The sequence below is a fragment of the Pseudorhizobium flavum genome, assembly GCF_044142885.1.
Taxonomy (GTDB): Bacteria; Pseudomonadota; Alphaproteobacteria; order Rhizobiales; family Rhizobiaceae; genus Neorhizobium; species Neorhizobium flavum.
This window is the reverse complement of the sequence record NZ_JBIOKZ010000005.1, coordinates 283,194-305,371: the sequence shown is the minus strand read 5'-3', so window position 1 is coordinate 305,371 and position 22,178 is coordinate 283,194. Positions and strand designations below refer to the sequence as shown.

The 22,178-nt window shown below is 62.7% G+C and carries 24 protein-coding genes; 13 read left to right on the top strand and 11 right to left on the bottom strand.

Annotation, left to right across the window (positions count from 1 at the left end):
- Positions 1-30: 30 nt before the first annotated feature.
- The gene (locus ACEPP2_RS12655; protein WP_395516807.1) at positions 31-333 is read left to right on the top strand and encodes a hypothetical protein; all 303 of its coding nucleotides are present in this window, start codon (positions 31-33) and stop codon (positions 331-333) included.
- A 67-nt stretch (positions 334-400) separates the two neighbouring features.
- On the top strand, positions 401-1,354 hold the full coding sequence (locus ACEPP2_RS12650; protein ID WP_395516806.1) for a lysylphosphatidylglycerol synthase transmembrane domain-containing protein: 954 nt from the start codon (positions 401-403) through the stop codon (positions 1,352-1,354).
- A gap of 16 nt (positions 1,355-1,370) precedes the next feature.
- On the opposite strand, the gene ACEPP2_RS12645 is transcribed toward ACEPP2_RS12650, so the two are convergent.
- The gene (locus ACEPP2_RS12645; protein ID WP_395516805.1) at positions 1,371-1,946 is read right to left on the bottom strand and encodes a LabA-like NYN domain-containing protein; all 576 of its coding nucleotides are present in this window, start codon (positions 1,944-1,946) and stop codon (positions 1,371-1,373) included.
- A 283-nt stretch (positions 1,947-2,229) separates the two neighbouring features.
- On the opposite strand from ACEPP2_RS12645, the gene rpoZ reads away from it, so the two are divergent.
- The 7 genes from rpoZ to era all read left to right on the top strand — a co-directional run bounded on the left by rpoZ (position 2,230) and on the right by era (position 8,271).
- The gene (gene rpoZ, locus ACEPP2_RS12640) at positions 2,230-2,643 is read left to right on the top strand and encodes a DNA-directed RNA polymerase subunit omega (protein ID WP_395516804.1); all 414 of its coding nucleotides are present in this window, start codon (positions 2,230-2,232) and stop codon (positions 2,641-2,643) included.
- 104 nt (positions 2,644-2,747) lie between these two features.
- Positions 2,748-4,961 carry a RelA/SpoT family protein gene (locus ACEPP2_RS12635; protein WP_395516803.1) on the top strand — a complete coding sequence of 738 codons (2,214 nt, stop codon included), beginning with the start codon at positions 2,748-2,750 and terminating at the stop codon, positions 4,959-4,961.
- 121 nt (positions 4,962-5,082) lie between these two features.
- The gene (locus ACEPP2_RS12630) at positions 5,083-5,235 is read left to right on the top strand and encodes a DUF3563 domain-containing protein (RefSeq protein WP_395516802.1); all 153 of its coding nucleotides are present in this window, start codon (positions 5,083-5,085) and stop codon (positions 5,233-5,235) included.
- Positions 5,236-5,379: 144 nt separating this feature from the next.
- On the top strand, positions 5,380-5,784 hold the full coding sequence (gene acpS, locus ACEPP2_RS12625) for a holo-ACP synthase (protein ID WP_142586882.1): 405 nt from the start codon (positions 5,380-5,382) through the stop codon (positions 5,782-5,784).
- A gap of 76 nt (positions 5,785-5,860) precedes the next feature.
- Positions 5,861-6,607 (top strand): signal peptidase I, encoded by a 747-nt coding sequence (gene lepB / locus ACEPP2_RS12620; protein WP_395516801.1) that lies wholly within the window; start codon positions 5,861-5,863, stop codon positions 6,605-6,607.
- Positions 6,608-7,324: a ribonuclease III gene (rnc, locus tag ACEPP2_RS12615; RefSeq protein WP_142586883.1), complete on the top strand. Its 717-nt coding sequence runs from the start codon at positions 6,608-6,610 to the stop codon at positions 7,322-7,324.
- Between the two features lie 8 nt (positions 7,325-7,332).
- Positions 7,333-8,271 carry a GTPase Era gene (era, locus tag ACEPP2_RS12610; protein ID WP_077547018.1) on the top strand — a complete coding sequence of 313 codons (939 nt, stop codon included), beginning with the start codon at positions 7,333-7,335 and terminating at the stop codon, positions 8,269-8,271.
- Between the two features lie 6 nt (positions 8,272-8,277).
- On the opposite strand, the gene ACEPP2_RS12605 is transcribed toward era, so the two are convergent.
- A complete protein-coding gene (locus ACEPP2_RS12605) occupies positions 8,278-8,643 on the bottom strand; it encodes a hypothetical protein (RefSeq protein ID WP_077547019.1) in 366 nt (121 codons plus the stop codon).
- A 151-nt stretch (positions 8,644-8,794) separates the two neighbouring features.
- Between ACEPP2_RS12605 and recO the strand changes: the two genes are divergently transcribed.
- Entirely contained in the window at positions 8,795-9,547 is a 753-nt protein-coding gene (gene recO / locus ACEPP2_RS12600) for a DNA repair protein RecO (protein ID WP_395516800.1), read from the top strand.
- Here the strand turns inward: recO and ACEPP2_RS12595 are convergent, their stop codons facing one another.
- From ACEPP2_RS12595 to ACEPP2_RS12575, 5 genes are all read right to left on the bottom strand, one after another.
- Positions 9,548-10,780: an MFS transporter gene (locus tag ACEPP2_RS12595; protein ID WP_395516799.1), complete on the bottom strand. Its 1,233-nt coding sequence runs from the start codon at positions 10,778-10,780 to the stop codon at positions 9,548-9,550.
- A 106-nt stretch (positions 10,781-10,886) separates the two neighbouring features.
- Complete coding sequence (locus ACEPP2_RS12590) at positions 10,887-11,783, bottom strand: DMT family transporter (RefSeq protein ID WP_077547022.1); 897 nt, start codon at positions 11,781-11,783, stop codon at positions 10,887-10,889.
- 126 nt (positions 11,784-11,909) lie between these two features.
- A complete protein-coding gene (locus ACEPP2_RS12585; RefSeq protein ID WP_077547023.1) occupies positions 11,910-12,758 on the bottom strand; it encodes an MOSC domain-containing protein in 849 nt (282 codons plus the stop codon).
- A gap of 9 nt (positions 12,759-12,767) precedes the next feature.
- Positions 12,768-13,418, bottom strand: coding sequence for an HD domain-containing protein (locus ACEPP2_RS12580; protein ID WP_395516798.1), 651 nt, complete (start codon positions 13,416-13,418; stop codon positions 12,768-12,770).
- The gene (locus tag ACEPP2_RS12575; RefSeq protein ID WP_395516797.1) at positions 13,415-16,114 is read right to left on the bottom strand and encodes a DUF2339 domain-containing protein; all 2,700 of its coding nucleotides are present in this window, start codon (positions 16,112-16,114) and stop codon (positions 13,415-13,417) included. Before ACEPP2_RS12575 ends, ACEPP2_RS12580 begins: the two co-directional genes overlap by 4 nt.
- 253 nt (positions 16,115-16,367) lie before the next feature.
- Between ACEPP2_RS12575 and ACEPP2_RS12570 the strand changes: the two genes are divergently transcribed.
- From ACEPP2_RS12570 to ACEPP2_RS12560, 3 genes are all read left to right on the top strand, one after another.
- Positions 16,368-17,399, top strand: coding sequence for an ABC transporter substrate-binding protein (locus tag ACEPP2_RS12570; RefSeq protein ID WP_395516796.1), 1,032 nt, complete (start codon positions 16,368-16,370; stop codon positions 17,397-17,399).
- Positions 17,400-17,506: 107 nt separating this feature from the next.
- On the top strand, positions 17,507-18,295 hold the full coding sequence (locus ACEPP2_RS12565) for an ABC transporter ATP-binding protein (protein WP_395516795.1): 789 nt from the start codon (positions 17,507-17,509) through the stop codon (positions 18,293-18,295).
- Entirely contained in the window at positions 18,292-19,110 is an 819-nt protein-coding gene (locus tag ACEPP2_RS12560; RefSeq protein ID WP_395516794.1) for an ABC transporter permease, read from the top strand. Before ACEPP2_RS12565 ends, ACEPP2_RS12560 begins: the two co-directional genes overlap by 4 nt.
- A 42-nt stretch (positions 19,111-19,152) precedes the next feature.
- On the opposite strand, the gene ACEPP2_RS12555 is transcribed toward ACEPP2_RS12560, so the two are convergent.
- From ACEPP2_RS12555 to ygfZ, 4 genes are all read right to left on the bottom strand, one after another.
- Entirely contained in the window at positions 19,153-20,046 is an 894-nt protein-coding gene (locus ACEPP2_RS12555) for a mechanosensitive ion channel family protein (protein ID WP_142586893.1), read from the bottom strand.
- An 85-nt stretch (positions 20,047-20,131) separates the two neighbouring features.
- Positions 20,132-20,650: a tyrosine phosphatase family protein gene (locus tag ACEPP2_RS12550; protein ID WP_077547029.1), complete on the bottom strand. Its 519-nt coding sequence runs from the start codon at positions 20,648-20,650 to the stop codon at positions 20,132-20,134.
- Positions 20,647-21,225, bottom strand: a complete 579-nt coding sequence (locus ACEPP2_RS12545) for a YfbR-like 5'-deoxynucleotidase (RefSeq protein ID WP_077547030.1) — start codon at positions 21,223-21,225, stop codon at positions 20,647-20,649. Before ACEPP2_RS12545 ends, ACEPP2_RS12550 begins: the two co-directional genes overlap by 4 nt.
- A gap of 32 nt (positions 21,226-21,257) precedes the next feature.
- Positions 21,258-22,103, bottom strand: a complete 846-nt coding sequence (gene ygfZ, locus ACEPP2_RS12540) for a CAF17-like 4Fe-4S cluster assembly/insertion protein YgfZ (RefSeq protein WP_077547031.1) — start codon at positions 22,101-22,103, stop codon at positions 21,258-21,260.
- Positions 22,104-22,178: the final 75 nt, after the last annotated feature.

Sequence of the window (22,178 nt, the reverse complement as noted above, 5' to 3'; positions counted from 1 at the left end):
ACTTATGCGACGCTGCAGGCGTTCTGTGCCATGCCAATTAGCCGCAGCAACACCTTCCAGCCGCTGATCGAGACCGCGATAGCCGACCGGCTGATCATCTTCCTCCGCTACCATGGTGCCGAAAGGACGGCCTTGCCTCATATCCTCGGCAAGGATCGGCAGGGCCATCTTGCGCTGAGTGCGTGGCAGGTCGCGGGCACCGGGCAAGGCTGGCGGCTGTTCTACCTCGACCAGGTCGAGCAGTTGCAGCAGACGAATCGTCGTTTCCTTCTCAATGCACCGGGTTACAATCCCGCCGATCCCTCTTTCGCCGCGGTGCTGCAGCGCGTGTAATGCGCCGGAGGTCGGAACAAAAGCCTGCTCCTGCCGTTGTCGGCGACATCCTCACATGAGCCGGTTTATGAAGCGCAAAACGATACTGACCTACGGTACCCTCGTCCTGGGTCTCGGCCTCGCAGGTTATCTCCTCTGGAACATCTTCAGCGAATACACCTGGTCGGACATCGTCCAGTCCGTGTCGGAGATCCCGACCGCAAATCTTCTTGCCGCGCTCGGCTACTGTGCCGCATCCTATGTCTGCCTAACCGGCTTCGACTGGGCCGGCGTGCGGTACGTCAGGAACGACCTCGCCTATCCGAAGATCGCGCTTGCCTCCTTCGTCAGCCTCTCCATCGGCCAGAGCGTCGGGCTGGCGGGCTTGAGCAGCGGCGGCCTTCGGTACCGCTACTATGCCCACTGGGGGATGAATACCGAGGACGTGGCAAAGATCGTGCTGCTTTCCGGCGTCACCGTCGGCATCGGCCTTGCCATGCTGACGGGCATCGTCATGATCATCAATCCGGCGGATGGCGCAGAAGTCCTGCAGGTGAACGAGGCGACCGTTCTGGCGATCGGCGTCGCATGTCTTGCGACAGTCGCTGGCTATCTCGCCCTGGCGAAGTTCGCGAGGGCACCGGTACGCATCCGCAAGTGGACGTTCCAGATGCCGCCGCTGCGTCTGGCTCTTGCGCAGGTCGTGATCGGGACCGTGAATTTCGCGCTGGTCGCCGCGGCACTGCGCGAGGTTATGGCCGCTGCGTCCGACGTCAGCTATCTGAAGGCAGCGACTGCCTATGTGCTCGCCAATGTCGCGATCATCGTCACCCACGCCCCGGGCGGCCTTGGCGTGCTTGAGGCGACCGTCCGCCATGTGATGGGCGATCAGGCCTCCATCGGATCGCTTGTGGCCTTCAGGGTGATCTACTTCTTCATCCCGCTGGCGATCGGCATCCCCGTCGCGCTGGTCACCGAAGCGATCTTCCGTGCACGCAAGGCATCGGCGGCCTCCTTGCCGAAGGCCGAAACGGCAGCTTGACGACGGTCGAGCTTTCCTAGTCTGCTTGCGGCTCCGCGGCCTCCACAGCCCTCTGGGGGCGCTCCGAAGGATCGCGGCCGATCTCGGATCGCAGCGACGCGAGATCGATGAAATGGTCGGATTGGCGGCGCAGGTCGTCTGCGATCATCGGCGGTTGCGTCGCCATGGTCGATACGACGGAGACCTTGCGACCTCGGCGCTGCAGGGCCTCCACCAGCGTCGTGAAGTCGCCGTCACCGGAGAAGATCACGAGATGGTCGACCGTCTCCGATTGCTCCATGGCATCGATCGCAAGCTCGATGTCCATGTTGCCCTTGATTTTCCTGCGGCCCATGGAATCGGTGAATTCCTTCGCCGGCTTGGTGATGACCTTGTAGCCATTGTAGTCGAGCCAATCGATCAGGGGCCGGATGGAGGAGTACTCCTGATCCTCGATGAGCGCGGTGTAGTAATAGGCCCGCAGGAGATATCCGCGCTTCTGGAAAGCCTTCAGCAGCTTGCGATAGTCGATGTCGAAGCCAAGGCTCTTGGAAGCAGCGTAGAGATTTGCACCATCAATGAAGAGTGCAATCTTCTCTCTGGGGTCGAACATTTTTCCTCCATCCCGTTTTATTATTGCCTGCTTGCGCAGGTTACATCGCTCCGCTCCGCTCGACAGTGCGATGGATCAATATCCCGGTAAATTACCAATCGTTGATGTAAGCGCATTTATGTCACGATTCGCATTTCTCCAAGGACTTTAAGGGGTAAATCCCTGCACTGCGGCTCGGTGGAGGCGACGTGATGGCTTGATGATCAGGAAAAACTTGAATTCGACCGTCAATCCCTGTATCGGGCGTCTGAATTCCCGAGATAACGACCGCAAAGGACAGGCAATGGCCCGTGTCACCGTAGAAGATTGCATCGATAAAGTCGACAACCGCTTTGAGCTCGTGCTTCTGGCCAGCCATCGTGCACGTCAGATTTCCCAGGGTGCGTCGATCACGGTGGACCGCGACAACGACAAGAATCCCGTTGTGGCGCTGCGCGAGATTGCCGACGAGACCCTGTCGCCGGATGATCTCAAGGAAGATCTCATCCACTCCCTGCAGAAGCATGTCGAGGTGGACGAGCCCGAGCCCGATCCGTCGTCGCTGCTCGCCACCAATGCAGGCGCAGTGACGGCAACTGATCGCGGCGAGGAAGAGGAAGACCTGCCCGAAGCCGTAACCTTCGACCAGATGTCGGAGGAGGAACTTCTTGCCGGCATCGAGGGGCTTGTTCCGCCGGAAAAGAGCGACGATTACTAATCGTTCATCTTCTGGCCTCAAAGAAGATTATCTGCATTAAGATGGCCGCGCCGGCTTCAACCCGGCGCGCCTTTTCGTTTTTCTAGTCTAGGATCGTTTCAGGCATGATGCGGCAATATGAGCTTGTTGAGCGGGTTCAGAAGTACAAGCCCGATGCCAACGAAGCTCTGCTCAACAAGGCCTATGTCTACGCCATGCAGAAGCATGGGCAGCAGAGGCGGGCCAGCGGCGATCCTTATATCTCCCACCCGCTGGAAGTCGCGGCGATCCTGACGGACATGCATCTCGATGAATCGACGATCGCCGTCGCGCTCCTGCACGACACGATCGAGGACACGACGGCAACGCGCGCCGAGATCGACGAGCTTTTTGGCGAGGACATCGGTCGGCTGGTCGAGGGACTGACCAAGCTCAAGCGGCTCGATCTCGTCACGAAGAAGGCCAAGCAGGCGGAGAACCTTCGCAAGCTGTTGCTCGCGATCTCCGACGACGTGCGCGTCCTGCTCGTCAAGCTCGCCGACCGGCTCCACAACATGCGCACGCTGGAGCACATGAACCCGGAGAAGCGGGCGAGGATCTCCGAGGAGACCATGGACATCTATGCGCCGCTTGCCGGGCGCATGGGCATGCAGGACGTCCGCGACGAGCTGGAGGACCTCTCCTTCCGCTATCTCAACCCTGAAGCCTACGAGACGGTCACGAACCGCCTCGCGGAGCTTTCGACGCGCAACGAAGGTCTGATCAGCAAGATCGAGGACGAGCTTCTGGATCTATTGGTCGCGAATGGCCTGACGGATGCGGTCGTGAAGGGACGCCAGAAGAAGCCTTATTCTGTCTTCCGGAAGATGCAGTCGAAGTCGCTGTCGTTCGAGCAGCTCTCCGACGTCTACGGCTTTCGCATCCTTTTCAGTGACATCCCCGCCTGCTATCGGGCACTCGGTATCGTCCATACCCGCTGGCGTGTCGTTCCGGGCCGCTTCAAGGACTATATCTCGACCCCGAAGCAGAACGACTACCGTTCGATCCACACCACCATCGTCGGGCCGTCGCGCCAGCGCATCGAACTGCAGATTCGCACCCGGCGCATGCACGAGATCGCCGAATACGGTATCGCCGCGCACGCTCTCTACAAGGACGGTGGCGCCAATGAACTCCTCTCCAAGGAGTCCAACGCCTATTCCTGGCTGAGACACACGATCGAGGCGCTGTCGGAGGGCGACAATCCGGAGGAATTCCTCGAGCACACGAAGCTCGAGCTGTTCCAGGACCAGGTCTTCTGCTTTACGCCGAAGGGCAAGCTGATCGCCCTGCCGCGCGGCGCGACCCCGATCGATTTCGCCTATGCCGTGCACACGAACATCGGCGATACCACTGTTGGCGCCAAGATCAACGGCCGGATCATGCCGCTCGTCACCCGGCTGAACAATGGGGACGAGGTGGAGATCATCCGCTCCGGCGTACAGGTGCCGCCGGCGGCCTGGGAGGAGATCGTCGTCACCGGAAAGGCACGCGCAGCCATCCGCCGTGCGACCCGCATGGCTATCCGCAAGCAGTATGCCGGTCTTGGCTATCGGATCCTTGAGCGTACCTTCGAACGCGCCGGCAAAATATTCTCGCGCGAGAGCCTGAAGCCCGCGCTTCATCGCCTCGGCCAAAAGGATGTGGAGGACGCCATTGCGGCGGTCGGTCGCGGCGAGCTTTCGTCGCTCGACGTGATGCGTGCTGTCTACCCGGACTACAAGGACGAGCGCGTCACCGTGAAGCCTTCGACCGACGAAGGCTGGTTCAACGTCCGCAGCGTTTCCGGAATGATGTTCCGCGTCCCCGGCCGCTCGGCGGAGGAAGCCGGAGCCGAAGGTCATGACCGTTCGCCGGTTCCCATTCGCGGGCTCTCCAGCAGCATGCACGTGCGGTTTGCGCCGAGCGGTGCCGTGCCGGGCGACCGCATCGTCGGCATTATGGAAGAGGGAAGCGGGATCACCATCTATCCCATCCAGGCGCCGGCATTGCAGCACTTCGACGATCAGCCGGAGCGCTGGATCGATGTGCGCTGGGACCTCGATGACAGCAACAAGTCGCGCTTTGCAGCCCGGATCTTCATGAACGCGCTGAATGAGCCCGGCACTCTAGCCACGGTCGCACAAACCATCGCCGGACTCGACATCAATATCCGCAACCTCGACATGGGACGGGTTGCCGCCGACTTCTCCGAGATCGTTCTTGATGTCGAGGTCTGGGATCTTCGCCAGCTCAACCAGTTGCTGACGCAGCTGAAGGACTTGGATTGCATCTCGACCGTCAAGCGTCTCTACGACTGATCGCCTGCAGTTCTTCCGGCATGCCGGGAGAGCAGGGCAGGCGCACCATGTCTGCATTGGTGGAAACACACTCTGACCCCTATATTGTTGCGATGCAGCATAAATGGAACGAGAGAAGCAGATGTTTGGTTCAGTCCGGAAGATGGCTCGCGCAGTGCGCGGCCCGACAATCGAAGAGCGGGAACTTGCCTACCTGAATGACTCGATCGATCGCGTGGAACTGGAATATCGCCAGCGCCAGGTCGAGCGTGGCCTTTTCCGCAAGAGCTTCTAGGGACGGCTCTAGGTCATCGTGGCGGTCATTTTGCCCCGTGAGGCAATCCGAATGTGAGGACGCGCTTGACGCGGCCTTCCTCAATGCTCAATTCATGAGCGTGAAGCATCCGAAGACGCCGGGACCCTCCCGGAAGGAGGGGCCGTGATCATAGGTATGGGCAGTGACCTGATCGACATCCGTCGCATCGAGAAGTCGCTGGAACGCTTCGGGGAGCGCTTCACCCAGCGCTGCTTTACTGAAATCGAACGAACGAAATCCGACCGGCGGCGCAATCGCGCGGCGTCCTATGCGAAGCGGTTTGCCGCCAAGGAGGCCTGTTCGAAGGCCCTCGGCACCGGTCTGGCGCAGGGTGTATTCTGGAAGGACATGGGCGTCGTGAACCTGCCGGGCGGAAAGCCGACCATGGCCCTTACGGGAGGTGCTGCCGCCATCCTCGCGGGCCTTACGCCGCCCGGCCATGACGCCTTTGTTCACGTCACCATCACGGATGAATACCCCTATGCGCAGGCCTTCGTCGTCATCGAAGCCCGGCCGGCGACCGATTGAACCATTGCCGCCGCTTGACGAAGGGGCTAGAGAATGCCGCACACCCGCACCAAGTGACTGAAGAGAAAGACCGCCAGTGTCCGACAGAGCCGACAAAAAGCAACAAAGCGCCCTCTGGGAAAACATCAAGGTCATCATCCAGGCGCTGCTTCTGGCGATGGTCATCCGGACCGTCTTCTTTCAGCCCTTCACCATTCCATCGGGGTCGATGATGCCGACGCTGCTTGTCGGCGACTACATCTTCGTCAACAAGTTCGCCTACGGCTATTCGAAGTATTCGCTGCCGTTTTCGCCGGACCTCTTCGACGGCCGCATCTTCGGTAGCGAGCCCGACCGCGGCGACGTGATCGTCTTCCGCCTGCCGACGGACACCGATGTGGACTACATCAAGCGCGTCGTCGGCCTGCCGGGCGACCGTATCCAGGTGACGAACGGGGTCCTCCACATCAATGGAGAGGCTGTTCCGCGCCAGCCGAACGGTGGCTTCACCTCCGACTACCGGCTCGATCCCGGTTCCGACGTCCCGATTTTCCGCGAGACCCTGGACAATGGTGTGAGTTACGACACGCTGGACCAGGTGCCGAACTCGCGCGGTGACGACACCCGGGAGTTCATTGTCCCTGAAGGCCACTACTTCTTCATGGGCGACAATCGCGACAACTCGCTGGACAGCCGCTTCGACGTCGGGTTCGTGCCGGCCGAGAACCTGATCGGCCAAGCCAGCGTCATCTTCTTCTCCGTCGGCAACGACACCTCTTTCCGAGAGTTCTGGAAGTGGCCGGCCAACATGCGCTGGGATCGTCTCTTCAAGGGTGTCGAGTGAATGAAGGCGAAGGCGCTGTCGGCTGAGGACAGGTCGAAGCTCGAGGAACTGATCGGCCATCACTTCGCCGACAAGCAGCGGCTGGACCGCGCGCTGACACATGCAAGCACCGGTTCGGCCAAGGTATCGAACTACGAGCGGCTTGAGTTCCTGGGGGACCGGGTGCTCGGCCTCTGTGTTGCGGAGCTGCTGTTCCAGTCCTTCCCGGCGGCCGCCGAAGGAGAGCTGTCGGTCAGGCTCAACCAGCTCGTCAGCGCCGAAAGCTGCGCGCAGGTGGCCGACGAGCTCGAACTGCACCGCTACATCCGCACCGGCGCCGACGTGAAGAAGCTGACCGGCAAGCGGATGCTGAATGTTCGGGCCGACGTGGTGGAAAGCCTGATCGCCGCGCTTTATCTCGATGGCGGACTGGAGGCTGCGCGGCAGTTCATCCTGCGCAACTGGACGGAGCGCGCGACACGCGCAGACGGTGCGAGGCGTGACGCCAAGACCGAATTGCAGGAATGGGCGCATGCGAATTTCGCCGTGACACCTTCCTACCGCGTCGAAGACCGCAGCGGACCGGATCACGATCCCCGCTTCACCGTCACTGTGGAAGTGAAGGGCGTGGCACCGGAGACCGGCGTCGACCGGTCCAAGCGTGCTGCCGAACAGGTGGCCGCCACGAAAATGCTTGAACGCGAAGGCGTATGGCAGAAGAATTCTGCCGAAGGTTGATTGGAACCATGACAGACAACGAGAACACCCCCACTGCCGAAACCGAGGCAGTACAGACGCGATCTGGTTTCGTGGCGCTGATCGGGCCGACGAATGCCGGCAAGTCGACGCTGCTCAATCGCCTCGTCGGCGCGAAAGTGTCGATCGTCAGCCACAAGGTCCAGACAACGCGCGCCATTGTCCGCGGCATCGCGATCCACGGCAGTGCGCAGATCGTTTTCATGGACACGCCCGGCATCTTCAAGCCGCGCCGGCGGCTGGACCGCGCCATGGTCACATCCGCATGGGGTGGCGCGAAGGATGCCGATGTCATCATGCTCCTCATTGACAGCGAGCGTGGGCTGCGGGGCGATGCGGAGGCGATCCTGGAAGGCCTGAAGGAGGTCAAGCAGCCGAAGATCCTCGTGCTGAACAAGATCGACCGGGTGAAGGCTGAGGATCTGCTCAAGCTTGCGGCCGTTGCAAACGAAGCGGTCGAGTTTGAGCGCACTTTCATGATCTCCGCAACCACCGGATCCGGCTGCGAGGACCTGATGAATTTCCTGGCGGAGCGCCTTCCGGAGGGGCCGTGGTACTATCCCGAGGACCAGATCTCCGACCTGCCGATGCGCCAGCTCGCAGCCGAGATCACCCGGGAAAAGCTCTTCCTGCGCCTTCACCAGGAACTTCCCTATGCCTCCCACGTGGAGACGGAGAAGTGGGAAGAGCGCAAGGACGGTTCTGTCCGCATCGAGCAGGTGATCTATGTGGAACGCGAGAGCCAGAAGAAGATCGCTCTCGGCAAGGGGGGCGAGGCCATCAAGGCAATCTCGACGGCCGCGCGCAAGGAACTCTCGGAAATCCTCGAGCAGCCCGTCCACCTCTTCCTGTTCGTCAAGGTGCGCGAGAACTGGGGTGACGATCCGGCTCGATTCCGCGAAATGGGGCTGGAATTCCCGAAGGGCTGACGCCGGCTATTTCTGCCGGTCCATCAGCGCCTTCACCTCCAGGTACCGGCGGCGGTTCTCAGGCTCCTGCTCGTTCTCCGAGTAACATGTTTCGGAGATGCAGAAGCGGGTGAGGGTGAGCGGAGGCGTCGCGCTCATGAACTCGCACTCGATCTCGTTCGTGAAGTCGCTCGGCTTCGGGTCGTCGCGGGTCGTATAGGTCAGCCTTGCCCCTGGCGGCTCCAGTTCAGGGAACGACTGCACTACGCCGGTCTTGATTGCCGGAACGAGGAGAAAGTTCTGGGCCACTGCAACGCAGGCCTCCTCCAGTTCTGGAGATTGGGCCATGGCGGGAGAGGCGGCGAGAACAAGGACGAGCGGAAGATATCGCATGGAAGCTCCTGAGGTCGGATGTCGCCGGGGCAATTCCGTGGACAGGCAATTTGTTCCCGGACATCCTCGATAATGTGGCGCTGAAAAGTGATTCAGCGGCGCGGACTTATCGGCTAGACTTGAAGCCGTACGGAAAGTGGTTGAGACATCGATGCAATGGCAGGATGAGGCGATCATCATCGGGGTGAAGCGTCACGGCGAAACCAGCGTCGTCGCCGAAGTGATGACCCGTTCACGCGGACGCCATCTGGGCCTCGTCCGTTCCGGCCGATCGCGCAGTATGCAGCCCGTCCTCCAGCCCGGCAACAGGGTGGAGGCTGTCTGGCGGGCGCGTCTTGACGAGCATCTCGGCGAGTTCAAGCTGGAGCCGCTTCGCCTCAGGGCCGCGCGGCTGATGGAAAAGGCGACGTCCGTCTATGCTGTCCAGGCGATGGGCGCTCTCCTGCGCCTGCTTCCGGAGCGCGACCCGCATCCACATCTCTACGAGGCGCTCGACGTGATCCTGGAAACGATGGACGACCCGACAGATGCCGGTGAGTTGTTCATCCGCTTCGAGCTCGCAATCCTGAACGACCTCGGATACGGCCTTGACCTGACGGAGTGCGCGGCGACTGGCTCGCAGCAGGATCTGCAATATGTCTCGCCCAAGTCCGGGCGCGCCGTCTGTGCCGAGGCTGGCGCTCCATACGCGGATCGACTTCTGGCCCTGCCGGCCTTTCTCCGGGATGGAGCAACGGCTGCGGCCGATGCCCTAAGCATGGCGGCAGCCTTCCGGCTCACCGGCTTCTTCCTCCATCGACACATCTACGAACCGCGCGGCATCTCGGAAAACGCCGCGCGCGATGGCTTCGTCCAGGCCGCACTCAAGGCGCTGGCGCTTGAGGAGGAGCGGAGGGCCGGCTGATCAGGCGGGCTGCGCGGCCACCAGCGGACGCTCCACAGGCTTCTCCCGGATCGGCCAGTGGACGATTGCAGCGAAAATGCCGAGAGCGACGCCCAGCCACCAGACCGGATCGTAGGATCCGAAGCGGTCGTAGAGGAAGCCGCCCATCCACACGCCGAGGAACGACCCCACCTGGTGGGATAGGAACACGACTCCGCCCAGCATGCCGAGATGGCGTGTGCCGAACATGATCGCGACCAGCGCATTCGTCGGCGGTACGGTGGAGAGCCACAGCAGCCCCATGACGATCGCAAACACGATCACCGAAAGCGGCGACTGCGGCAGGAGAAGGAAGGCCGTTACCGCGATCGACCGGGCGATGTAGATATAGGCGAGGAAATAGGGCTTCGAGTAGCGCTGGCCGATCACCCCGGCGGCCAGTGACCCGATGATGTTGAAGAAACCGATCAGCGCCATGGCAATCACGGCGTAGCTGGCTTCGATGCCGATGTCGCCGAGATAGGCGGGGAAATGGGCCGTGATGAAAGCAACCTGGAAGCCGCAGACGAAGAAGCCGCTGACGAGCAGGAGGTAGCTCCTGTGTGCGAAGGCTTCCCGCAGCGCCTCGCCGACGGTCTGCTTGAACTCCGCCTGCGACTGGGTGCCGGAGGAGGCATTGCCGCGCAACGGATAGGCGAGCAGCGGGACGATGAGCATCAGGACGGCCATGATCACGAGGCTGTCTGACCAGCCATAGGCCGAGATGAGGCCCTGGCTCAACGGCGCAAACAGGAACATGCCGGCGGAACCTGCCGCCGTTCCGATCCCGAAGGCGAACGATCGCTGCTCAGGCGTGACGTTGCGGGCGAATGCGGACAGGATGACGCCGAAGGAGCCGGCTGCAACCGCAAGCCCCACCAGAACACCACCGCCGACATGAAGTGCCGTCACCGACGCCCCGGTGGACATCAGGATCAAGCCTGCGGCGTAGAGGAGGCCGGACAGGGCAAGCATGCGGCCCGTCCCGTACTTGTCGGCGAGCGCCCCGAAGATCGGCTGGCCGAGACCCCAGCTCAGGTTCTGGATCGCCATGGCAAGCCCGAAGGTGGAGCGGTCCCAGCCGGTGTCGGCCAGCATCGGAAGCTGGAAGAAGCCCATCGCCGAGCGTGGCCCAAAGGTCAGGACGGCGATCAGCGAGCCGGCGATGATGATCAGCCAGGGCATCGGGTTACGGGTAGCGGCAGCCTGGGTCATCGATGATGCCTCCTCAGTCACTCAAGCCTGGCACCATATCGCCGCTGTCGGCATTCCCAAAATCAGTTTTTCACCAGCCAATGATCATCGGAATTGATAGAAGCCGCTACAACTCGCCCGACGGATCCATCGGCAGGAGCTTCCGTCCCGAGCGTGCCTCGCGGTAGATGGTGAACAATCCGGCAGCGACGACGATCAGCGAGCCGACGATCATGTTGAAGCCGAGCGTCTCGCCGTAGATGAACACGCCGATCAGCGTGACGAGCACCAGTTGCAGGTAGGACATCGACTGCACGATGACGGCATCGATATGATCGAAGGCGCGGATGAGCAGGTAGTGTCCGGAAATGCCGAGAACACAGAGCAGCAGCATCCACCAGCCGTCATTGCCCTCGAAGCTCGTCCAGTAGAAGGGACCGACGAGGGAAATCGCGACGGCGCCGGCAACGCCGGTATAGAAGAAGCTGGTATTGGCGCTGTCTGTACGGCTCGCCAGCCGGGTGGTGATGGAATAGAGGCTGTAGAGGAAGGCGCAGGCGACCGGCAGCAGCAGGCCGAGGTCGAAGCCGCCTGCTTCCGGCTTCAGGATCAACAGGACCCCAACGAAGCCGACGGCAATCGCCGTCCACCGGCGCCATCCAACACGCTCGCCGAGGAGAGGCATCGAGAGCAGCGCGACGATCAGCGGCGCGGACTGCAGGATCGCCTGGCTCTGCGCCAGACCAACCACCGCAAATGAAGTGATCGCCACGACGATCTGCAGGGCGAGGAGGACGCCCCGGAAGACCTGTAGCCATGGCCGCGGGGTCGCCGCCGTGCCGCTGACGCCTGCCTGCGATCGGCTGGCAAGAGCGACCGCGAAGGCGGCGAAGGCCCAGTAGCGCATCATGGCGATGAAGACTGCCGGATAGTTGTCGGCAAGATGCTTGGAAACACCGTCCTGGATGGAGAAGATCGTTACCGCCATCAGCGCGAAGACGAGGCCGGTCGCCCGAGATGTCATGTGGAATGCAGTCCCTGAAGAGCTGTCCGGGGACATGCCCCGCTGCAGCCATGAGCGGAGCCGGCAGGTTGTCTGACAACTCCTGCGTCGAAAATAGCGATCATCAACGCGCTGGCAAGGGCAGAATCAGCGTCTTTTGATCGGCCAGGGCATTTCCCGTCGCGACGTCACGCGCACCTCGTCGCCGAGACGGATACGGCCGCTCTGGCGTGGGACAGCGTTCCAGCCGAAAAGCGGCCCGGGCACCCGGCGGTCCGCAGACATACGGATTCGTCCCATCGCCGGCATCGGGCTGGCGACATCGCGAGAGCCGGTCTTCTGGTCTTGGGTCGTCATGATGCAGCGGGCACAGGGCTTCACCAGGTCGAAGGTGATGCCGCCGATCTCGACGGATTCCCAATTGTCCTCCACCCAGGCTTCATCGGTCTCGATGACGATGTTCGGCCTGAAGCGCTGCATGCCGATCTCGCCTTCGCCGCGCGCGCGCATGTCGGCATTGATGGCCGCCAGGGATGCCGTCGTAGTGATCAACACCTGGTATCCGTCCGCGAAGGTGACCGGCGTGTCCTCGCCGGCCCATTCGCTGCTAGCGGTCCGGTGGGAGCGACCATCGAAGAAAACGAGTCGCACTTCCCGGCCGAGCCATTCGGAAAGCGTCCTGTTCACCTCGTCGCCGGCGACGGCGGCGGAAAGCGCGGATTTCCAGACCACCACATCCATACGCTGCTGCGCATCGGGCCGGTCCACCGTAAGGCTTCCCCAACCCTCCATGCCGATTTCCACCGACGAGGGCTGTGGCGTGACGCCGAGCCGCGCCAGAGCCGGCAGGTCACGCTGGGTGATGAACATGCCGTCCGGATCCGTCACCATCATCTGCCGGTCGCCCGGTATCCCTGCAGGGCCGATCTCCGCCTCGGTCAGCGCGATCCCGCGGCCGCTCTTCAGGGGGTAGACGTTAAGTTCGCTGACCTTCATGGAAAACCTTCAGATTTCGTCGAGGAATAGATCGAGCACATGCTTCAGTCGCTCGTGCCGCTCCTGCGCCAGATGACGCCCGGTCGCGGTCTGGAAGCCCTCAGCGAGCCGGAACAGCTTCGTTTCGAAGTGGTCGATGGCGAAGCTCTTGTCGTCCAGCGGTCGCGCTTCGGCAAGCGGGTCCGCGGGATCGTAGAGGCCGGAACCCATGCGGCCGGCGATATAGAAGCAGCGTGCGGCGCCGATCATGCCGATCGCATCCAGACGGTCGGCATCCTGCAGGATCTTTGCTTCAATCGTCTCCGGCTGAACCTTTGCAGAGAAGCTGTGGGCGGTGATGGCGTGCGCGACGGCGGTGATGTCAACCGTCTCCCATCCCAGTTCTTCGAGTACGGTTGATGCCTTCGCGGCGGCCATGCGGGAGGCCTCGGCGCGCAGTGGCGAATTCTTCTCGACGGCAACGCAATCATGCAGCAGCACCGCTGCCGCCAGTACCCGCTCGTCGCCGCCCTCGTGCGCATGGATACGCATCGCATTGCGGAAGACCCGCAGAATGTGCGCGGTATCGTGGGAGCCGTCATCGCCTTCGGTCGCCTGCGGCAGAAGGGCTTCCGCCAGTGCCTCATGGGGCGAGAACGCTATTGAGAGATCTCCGGTCACGCCTTTGCCTCGGGAGCGGGAGGCAGTTCAGGCGGAGCGGGGCGGCGGGCGAGGATCTTCTGGTAGAACAGCCCGATCCCCATCAGCACGATGCCCAGCCCGATGAAGGAGAGCGCACGCAATATGCCTTCCAGGTTGGACATGTCGATCAGGAAGACCTTCAGCACGGTGATGATGACCAGACCCGCCGAGGCCAGCCGAAGGCTCCTCGCATCGAGACGCGAGCCGAGGACGAGGAGGGCGACGCCGATCAGCAGCCACACGACGGAGTAGGTATAGGTTTCGTTCTGCAGGAAGCCTTTCCAGTCGGCGATGTTGTCGCCATGCCAGAAGCGGCGGACCGAAAGGGTCGCCCACAGGAAGCCGAGCAGCGCACCCGCAAGCGCCAGCATCATGACATAAAGGCGGGGACGCTTGTCGCGGGCGTAGTAGGCAAGGCCTGCATAGGAGAGGGCGGGCAGGAGATATCCGATCAGCAGCAGGTTCACGAGTGGCCACGCTCCCGTGCTTTCTCCGCTGAGATAGGGGTTGAGCACGAAGACATGCAATGAGAGGACGTTTGCGGTGGCGAGAACACCGGCGATCATGGAGCCGTAGCGGAAGACCGGGCTCGGAGCCCGCGTGTCCAGCGTCATCAGCGTCGCCGAAAGTCCGATCGTCAGCAGCGTGTAGATCGACTGCTCGCCAAGCGTTGCCACGCTGTCGTCAAGGACGCCGCCGTTCATCGCATGGCGCACGAGGACGACGAGGGCCATCATCCCCATCAAAGCGGCGACTGCCTGGAGGAAGTTTCGCGCCCGGTGGTCCTGCCAGTTACGCAGCTGATAGGCCGCAAGCACGGCGAGCAGTGCAGGAATTCCGTAGCCCGGCAGCAGGGCGTTCCAGAAGGGCGTTGTGCCGAGCTGGTTTGGGCCCACCAGCGTCGGCTCCCAGGCGATGCGGGCGAAGACAACGACAATTGCCGCGCCCATCGCCCAGGGGAATGCCGGCCATGGCCGCCAGCGTGTGGCAAGGACATAGGCAAAGCCGATGACCGCGATCAGGATTGTTGTCGTGATGCCTGTGGTCAGCGCGTGAAGCGCAAAGGCAAGGCCGGCAAACGAGCCGAGAGCAACGAGATTAGCCGCCCGGTCCGCTTCGCCCGCCTCGCTCCGGAGGATGCGCCACTGGGCGATCCCGAGCAGAATGGCGCCCAGCGCCAGCCCGTAAAGCCCATGGATCCAGTCTGCGGCGAGCGTGCCGAAGTTCAGGAAGCTGATTGTCGCAAGGGCGACCGGTACGGCTGACATGGACAGCGCCCAGAGGGCTCCGAGCTTCGGCTCCAGGGTGCCCGTTCTACGAAGGAAGGCGAAGCCGAGGAAGGTGAAGACGCCGCCGAGCCCCAGGCTGATTGCGATCTCGAGGCCGAAGGAACGCGGAGGCGCGGTTCCTCCCTCGGTGACCGGCACAGGAGCCTGATCGAGAAGGATGAGCGCCATCAAACCGATGCAGGCGACCGCACCGACGGCCGAAAGGAGGGTGGGCCAGACGGCGTAGGATCGGCCAGCGCCCAAGGCCGCGAGCGCGGCGACGAGTGATGCGGCGGCAAATGCCGGCATGATGGAATATCCCTCGTCGACGGCAAGCATCGCCAAGGCGGCAAGCAGAACCACGAACGACAGCGAAAGAGTGATGCCGAGGGGAGGGCGTCGCAGGAAGCGCCACCAGGTCTCGGTGGAGGAAGATGGCTCTTCTGCGCGGTGCCCCGGCCAGACGAAGCCCGTACCCGCGGTGACGACGAGCAGGGCAAGCGTCGGCGGAGTGATGTCGGGGGTGAAGGCCTCGAAGAGATAGGCCAGAGCCCATCCGCCCAGACCGATATTTGCCAGTACCGGTACCAGGGTCCAGCGGCGCAGCCGCGCGGCGCCGGCAGATGCAAGCCAGGTGACGGCAAGGAAGGTGAAGAGGACCCAGGGGCTAGGCGCGGTGGAGGAAACGAGAGCGGGCGTCACCAGCGATCCCGCAAGTCCGAGGCCGGCGAGTGCCTGTCCGTGCAGCAGCGATAGGGCAACCGTGCCAAGCGAGATCACGCCGAGCAGCACGAAGGCAGGGGTCGCGCCGATGAAGCCATAATAGCCATGCGCGGCGTAGGTTGCGCCGAGCAGCGTGATCGCACCGGCGGCGGTCAGGGCGCCAGGGATCATGGCATTGCCGTAGCGGTCGGCGATCGGCTCGATCATCCGGCGCCGAATGGCTTCTCCGGCGCCGATCAGGAGGAGGCCGAATACCCCTGCCAGGATTAGGCGCGTCTCTGGGCCGATCAGGCCGCTTTCGATCGAATACCGGATGAGGAAGATCCCGCCGAGGGCAAGCGCCACGCCGCCAACCCACACGGCCCAGCGCGCACCGAGATTGCTCTCCAGCGTATCGCGGGTCTCTTCCTTGTCATGTGGAGGCTTCAGGTCATGGACAGCGTCCTCTCGCGCCGCAGTCGCAACGGCAGCGTCTGCTGCGGCTTCTGCCGTGTCCTCCGCTGGCGGCGCCAAGGTTTCGGCCTCCGTCTCGGCGATTACGGCGTCCGGCCGGGCCACGGGGGCGAGAGCGTCGATCCGCTGCCTCATGGCGAGGAGTTCGTCCTCGACCCTCGCCAGCCTGTGCGAGGTCTTTCTTTGCCAGGCGATTGCCAGCACGATGGCGATGAGCAGTAGAAGTTCCATGAAGGTCGCCCGGTCCCGAGAATGCTCCGCTTATACATGCCACCGGCGAAAACCAAAACCGGGGAGCGTCCTTGGTAGCGTGGTGTTGGCCGATGCTCCCTTTCTGGGCAGGCTGCCTTCGTCACGGCCTCTGCTGGACTAGTTATTGTGCATCGCAAAATTTGGTGAATTTCTAGGCAGATATCGCTTGCGCACCGTCCCTCTTGCTGGTTTGAATGGGGCATCAAAAACCAGCAGGGGAACGACAATAACAATGTTCACGCGTCGATACTTCATCAAGCTCACAGCTGCGGCAGCCGTTGCCGTCGGCCTCGGTCTGCCGTCAGGCGCTCTGGCAGAGACCGCCATCAAGTTCACGCTCGACTGGAAGTTTGAGGGGCCGGCTGCAGGTTTCCTGCTTGCCGCCGATAAGGGATACTTCAAGGAGGAAGGGCTCGACGTCACCATCGACACCGGCAACGGCTCGGTTGAGGCAATCCCGCGCGTCGCCACCGGCACCTACCAAATGGGTTTCGGCGACATCAATTCGCTGATCAAGTTCCTCGACGAGGACCCGTCCCAGAAGGTCAAGGCCGTCATGATGGTCTATGAGCGTCCAACGTTTGCGGTCGTCGGCCGCAAGTCGCTCGGCGTCACCGAAGATCCAAAGTCGCTCGAGGGCAAGAAGCTCGGCGCCCCGCCGCCGGATGGCGCATTTGCCCAGTGGAAGGCGTTCACGCAAGCGGCTGGCATCGACGAGAGCAACATCACCATCGAGTCGATTGGCTTCCCGGTTCGCGAGCCGATGCTCGCCAAGGGCGACGTAGATGCGGTCTTCGGCTTCGCCTTCTCGGTGATCCTCAACCTCAAGGCGCAGGGGATCGGCGACGACGACATCGCCACCATCCTGATGGCCGAGAATGGCCTCAATCTCTATGGCAACGCCATACTGGTTAACACCGACTTCGCCGCGGAAAACCCTGAGGCGGTGAAGGGCTTCCTGAGGGCGCTGGCCAAGGGATTTGCCGATGCCGTCGCCAACCCCGAGGAAGGGGTAGCCGCAGTCCTCGAGCGCAACGAGACGCTCAATACCGACATCGAGGTCGAGCGCCTCAACATGGCGAACGCCATGAACATCAAGACGCCCTATGTGGTCGAAAATGGCTTCGGCGATGTCGACATGGAGCGCCTCGGAGCCTCGATCGAGACCCTCAAGGTCTCGATGGGTCTGAAGGGCAATGTAAAGGCGGATCAGGTCTTCGACCCAAGCTTCCTGCCTGCCAAGGAAGAGCGGATGCTGCCGTAAGAGACGCTCCGGATCGATCACGGTGACCTTCCCCCGGTCTTGCGGGGGAAGTGTCAGACTACGGCGGGCAAGAGGCGCCCAAGCGCCCTGACGAAAAGAAGAAGACAATGTCCCATCTCGTATCCATCGACGACGTCGACATGCGCTATGGCGGGGCGGACGGCACGCTCGCCGTGTCCGGCCTCACGATGCGCGTTGCCAAGGGTGAGTTCGCCGCCGTCGTCGGTCCCTCCGGCTGTGGCAAGTCGACCCTGATGAAGCTGGTCACCGGCCTGCATATACCGCAGAAGGGCACAGTGATCGTTGCCGGTCAGCAGGTGACGAAGCCGGTTTCCATCGTCGGAATGGCGTTCCAGAACCCGACCATGCTGCCCTGGCGCACCACGCTGGAGAACATCCTCCTGCCGCTGGAGATCGTCGAGAAGCACCGCCATCGCTTGCGGGCAAACAAGAAGGAGTACGTCGCCAAGGCGGAGCATCTCCTGGAACTTGTAGGCCTCAAGGGCTTCGGCTCAAAGTTTCCTTGGCAGTTGTCCGGCGGCATGCAGCAACGCGCCAACCTCTGTCGTGCGCTGATCCACGAGCCGGAACTCCTGATGCTCGACGAGCCCTTCGGAGCGCTTGATGCCTTTACCCGCGAGGAACTCTGGTGCGTGATCCGCGACCTTCACGCGGCCCAGGGTGTCACCATCGTGCTCGTCACCCATGACCTGCGTGAAGCGGCCTTCCTCGCCGACAAGATCTTCGTGATGAGCGCGCGCCCAGGCCGCATCCTGCGGGAGCACCAGGTCCCCTTTGAGCGTCCGCGCGATCTTGAGGTCATGTACGAGGTACGCTTCACCGATCTCGTGCATGAGCTGCACGGCGAGATCGCCAATGCGAGGGTCGCGGCATGACGATTGTAACCGAGACCACCCCTCCGTCGACCGGCCCAAAGGTGATGCCCATGCGCATCAACTGGGTGCGTGCTGCCCCCTGGCTCTACACGCTCGGCCTCTTCCTGGGCTGGGAACTGCTGGTGATCCTCCTTGATACGCCGGTGACGGTGCTGCCCGCGCCGAGCCGCGTCTTCCAGGCGGTTGTGCAGTACTGGTCGGCAATCTGGAAGAACTCGCTGCAGACGCTGTTTACGACCACGCTCGGTTTTGGCCTTGCAGTCGTTGGCGGGCTGGCGCTCGGCCTCTTCATCGGCTGGTCGAAGACGATCTACGCCGGTCTCTACCCACTGATGATCGGCTTCAATGCCATCCCGAAGGTCGCGGTCGTCCCGATTCTCGTCATCTGGTTCGGGATCGGCACGATCCCGGCGGTCATCACCGCCTTCCTGATCTCCTTCTTCCCCATCGTTGTCAACGTCGCGACCGGGCTGGCCACCATCGAACCAGAGACGGAAGACGTGCTGCGGGCGCTGGGTGCACGCAAGATGGACATCATGCTGAAGGTCGGCATACCTCGGTCCATGCCCTACTTCTTCGGCTCGCTGAAGATCGCCATCACGCTTGCCTTCGTCGGCTCGGTGCTGAGCGAGACGGTGGCTGCGAACTACGGCCTCGGCAACATGATGAGCTCGGCGCAGAGCCAGTTCAACGTGCCCCTCGTATTCGCGGGGCTCCTGGCGCTCGCGGTCGAAGGCATCGCCATGTACGCGCTGATGGCCTGGATCGAGAAGCGGATGACCGGTTGGGCGCACCGCTCCACCATGTCGCACTGAGACGTGAGGAGGCCCGGAATGTCTCCTCCGGGCCCTGTCCTATCAGTTGCGCGTCTGAGGGGCCTGTTCCGATAGCTGCAGCAGCGGCGGCTGCTCTTCGTCGGCCGGGGCACGGTAGGTGACCTGCGGATAAGGAATGGTGATTCCTTGCTGGTCGAAGGCTTCCTTGACCGCTTTCGTGATGTCGCGGCTGGTCGCCCACCAGACGGAGCTATTGGCCCAGTAGCGCATGGCCAGCACGACGGCACTGTCGCCGAGGTCCATGACAAAGGCGGCCGGCGCAGGATTGTCGAGGACGCGCTCGTCGCCTTTTGCAATCTGCAGCATGATGCCGATCGCTTTGTCGATGTCGTCCTCGTAGGCGATCCCCACCTTGAAATCATGCATGCGGGTGGAAAGGCGGCTGTAGTTCGTTACCGGCACGTTCCAGAGCAGCGAGTTGGGCGCGAGGCGGTAGAGCCCGTCATATGTCTTCAGCTCGGTGGCAAACAGCCCGATGTCCTGCACGATACCATTGATGCTTCCCGTATCGATATATTCCCCGACCCGGAACGGCCGCAGCACAAGAAGCATGATACCCGCGGCAATGTTCTGCAGTGTGCCTTGCAGGGCCAATCCGATCGCCAGACCAATCGCGCCCAGTGCGGCCAGAATGGATGCCGTCTGGACGCCGAACTGGCCGAGCACCATCACGAAGACGATGACCAGGATCGCATAGCGAATGACGTTGGAGAAGAACTGCGCAAGCGTGGCATCGATGCCGTGAATGCTGGACAACCCGCGATAGGCCCAGCGGCTGAGAACGCCCGAAGCGATCCATCCGATCGCGAGCAGAATGATCGCGCCGAGGATCGAGAAGGAATATTGCACCGCCAGTGCCGAGAGTTGCGCCAGCGCAGCCCGGGTCGCTACGACGAAGTCGGATGCTTGGTCCATGGATTGATTGCTCCCTTTCACGGCCCCGGCCCTAATTGGTGCGGGTGCCGGGGAGGTCAAGGAAGCGTGTGGCTAGGGAGGCAGTCTAGCTCCGCAACGGCAGGAGGAAGGATGCTCGCCCGTCGGTCTCGGCGCCGCGGCCGATCCTCTTGATCGCCGCGATCAGCCGGCCATTACGTCCGAGAAGCCGATCGCCGAATTCGATCAGACGCGGGTTTGGCGTCGCGTGCGGCGCGACCTGGCGGAGCCGAGCTGCCAGTTCGACGTCGTCCTCGTCCGGATCAACGGCGAGCGAGGCGATCACCGCGGCGGCGGGTGAACGGGAAACGCCCATCCAGCAGTGGATCACCATGGGCGATGCCCGGTCCCACTGGCGTGCGAAGTCGATCAACTGCGCAACATGCTCCTCGGCCGGCGCCACCAGGTCGCCCGTGCCGGCGAAGGCGATGTCGTTCATCCGGAGAACGAGGTGACGTTCCGCAGAAATGAGACCGGGGCGGTGGAAGTCATGCTTCTCCGCCATGAGGCTGACCAGATGCGTCGCCCCGTGGCGTGCCGAGAGCTCGGCTATGCTGGCGAGTGGGCAGACGACGATCCCGCTCAAGCGCAGACCTCCGACAGGCGCTCGGCATCCAGTTCAGCGAATCGCTTCAGAAAACGAGACTGTGCTTCCAGGGCCGGCATGGGCTCCAGCATCAGCATGTCCCGCGTAATGCCGCGTGGCTGGCCAAAGAATTTCCGTGCTTCCTCGACCGAAAAACCTGCAAGTTCCGTCGCTTCGAAAAAGGCGGCGACGGTGTCGGCCTTCTTGATCTGTGTCTTCAACTCCTGGCCGGGATGCGCCGGTAGTCCGAACCGCAGGTGTATCGCCGCCTCGAGCCGGTGCTCGACGGTCTTGTAGCCGCCCCCGACTACCGATTTGAACGGCGAGATCATGTCGCCGATCACATATTCCGGCGCGTCGTGCAGCAAAGCCATCATCAGGTTCTGGCAGTCACTGTCCGTGCATCGCCGGAACACCTCCTCCACGACCAGGCAGTGCTGGGCGACGGAAAAGGCGTGGTCGCCGCGGGTCTGGCCGTTCCATCGGGCAACGCGGGCAAGCCCGTGGGCGATATCGGAGATCTCGACATCGAGCGGCGAGGGGTCGAGCAGGTCGAGGCGTCGGCCGGACAGCATCCGCTGCCAGGCGCGGGGCGATCTGGTGCCGCTCACGAGCCGGCCTCTTGCTCATCGGAGGGGAAGGCCAGCCCGCTCCAGGCGGGAAGCCGCACGGTCACCGGCGTTGCGCCTGCCAGAACCGGCGTACCGGCGGCGATCGCCGCGCCGACGCGATCTGTTCGAAGGATGGCAAGGCCAGCGCGCCCGCATCCCGTGCCGAGCGTGCCGGCGGGCTTTCCTCCGGCGATGATCTCCGTTCCCGTCGGTGGAAGCAGGTCGTCAGCCGCAATCTGCACAAGGCGGCGTCGCGCAGTGCCTCGATGCTGCATGCGGGACACGACCTCCTGGCCAACATAGCAGCCCTTGCGGAACGAAAGTCCGCCGTTGAGGTCCATCAGGATATCATGCGGAAATGCGTCCTGGAGTGCGTAGTCCACGCCCGAAGCGGCGACACCAGCCTTCACCCTCAGCGCCTCGTAGTCTCCGTCGAAGAAACCTGTGTCAACCAACCCTGGCATACGCGTGAGCGCGATGCCGGCGTGATCGAAGCGCGAGTCGGCAACGCCGCCCGCCACTTCATCCTCTCCCCAGACGACGGTCGCTCCCTGCTGCTCCAGGACTGCAATCTCGACGGCGGCCCGCAGCTTGTACATGGTCAGCCGACGCACGAGCGCGTCCTGCTGCACGGCCTCCGTTTCGATGAGGAAGCCGTCGCCATCCCGCCAGATGATGAAGTCGAACAGGATCTTGCCCTGTGGCGTCAGCAGCGCCCCGGGTTTCGCGACCCCGTCCGGCAAGGAGACGATGTCGGTCGTGATGAGGTTCTGCAGGAAGTGCTCTGCCTCCTGGCCGGAAATGCGGAGGAAGCGTCGCTCGGGAAGATGGGCCGCTGGCATGTCAAAAATCTCGGATTGTCAGACCCAAGAGTTAGGCGTTCAGGCCGGATCGGGCAAGACCGCAGGAGGGCTAGA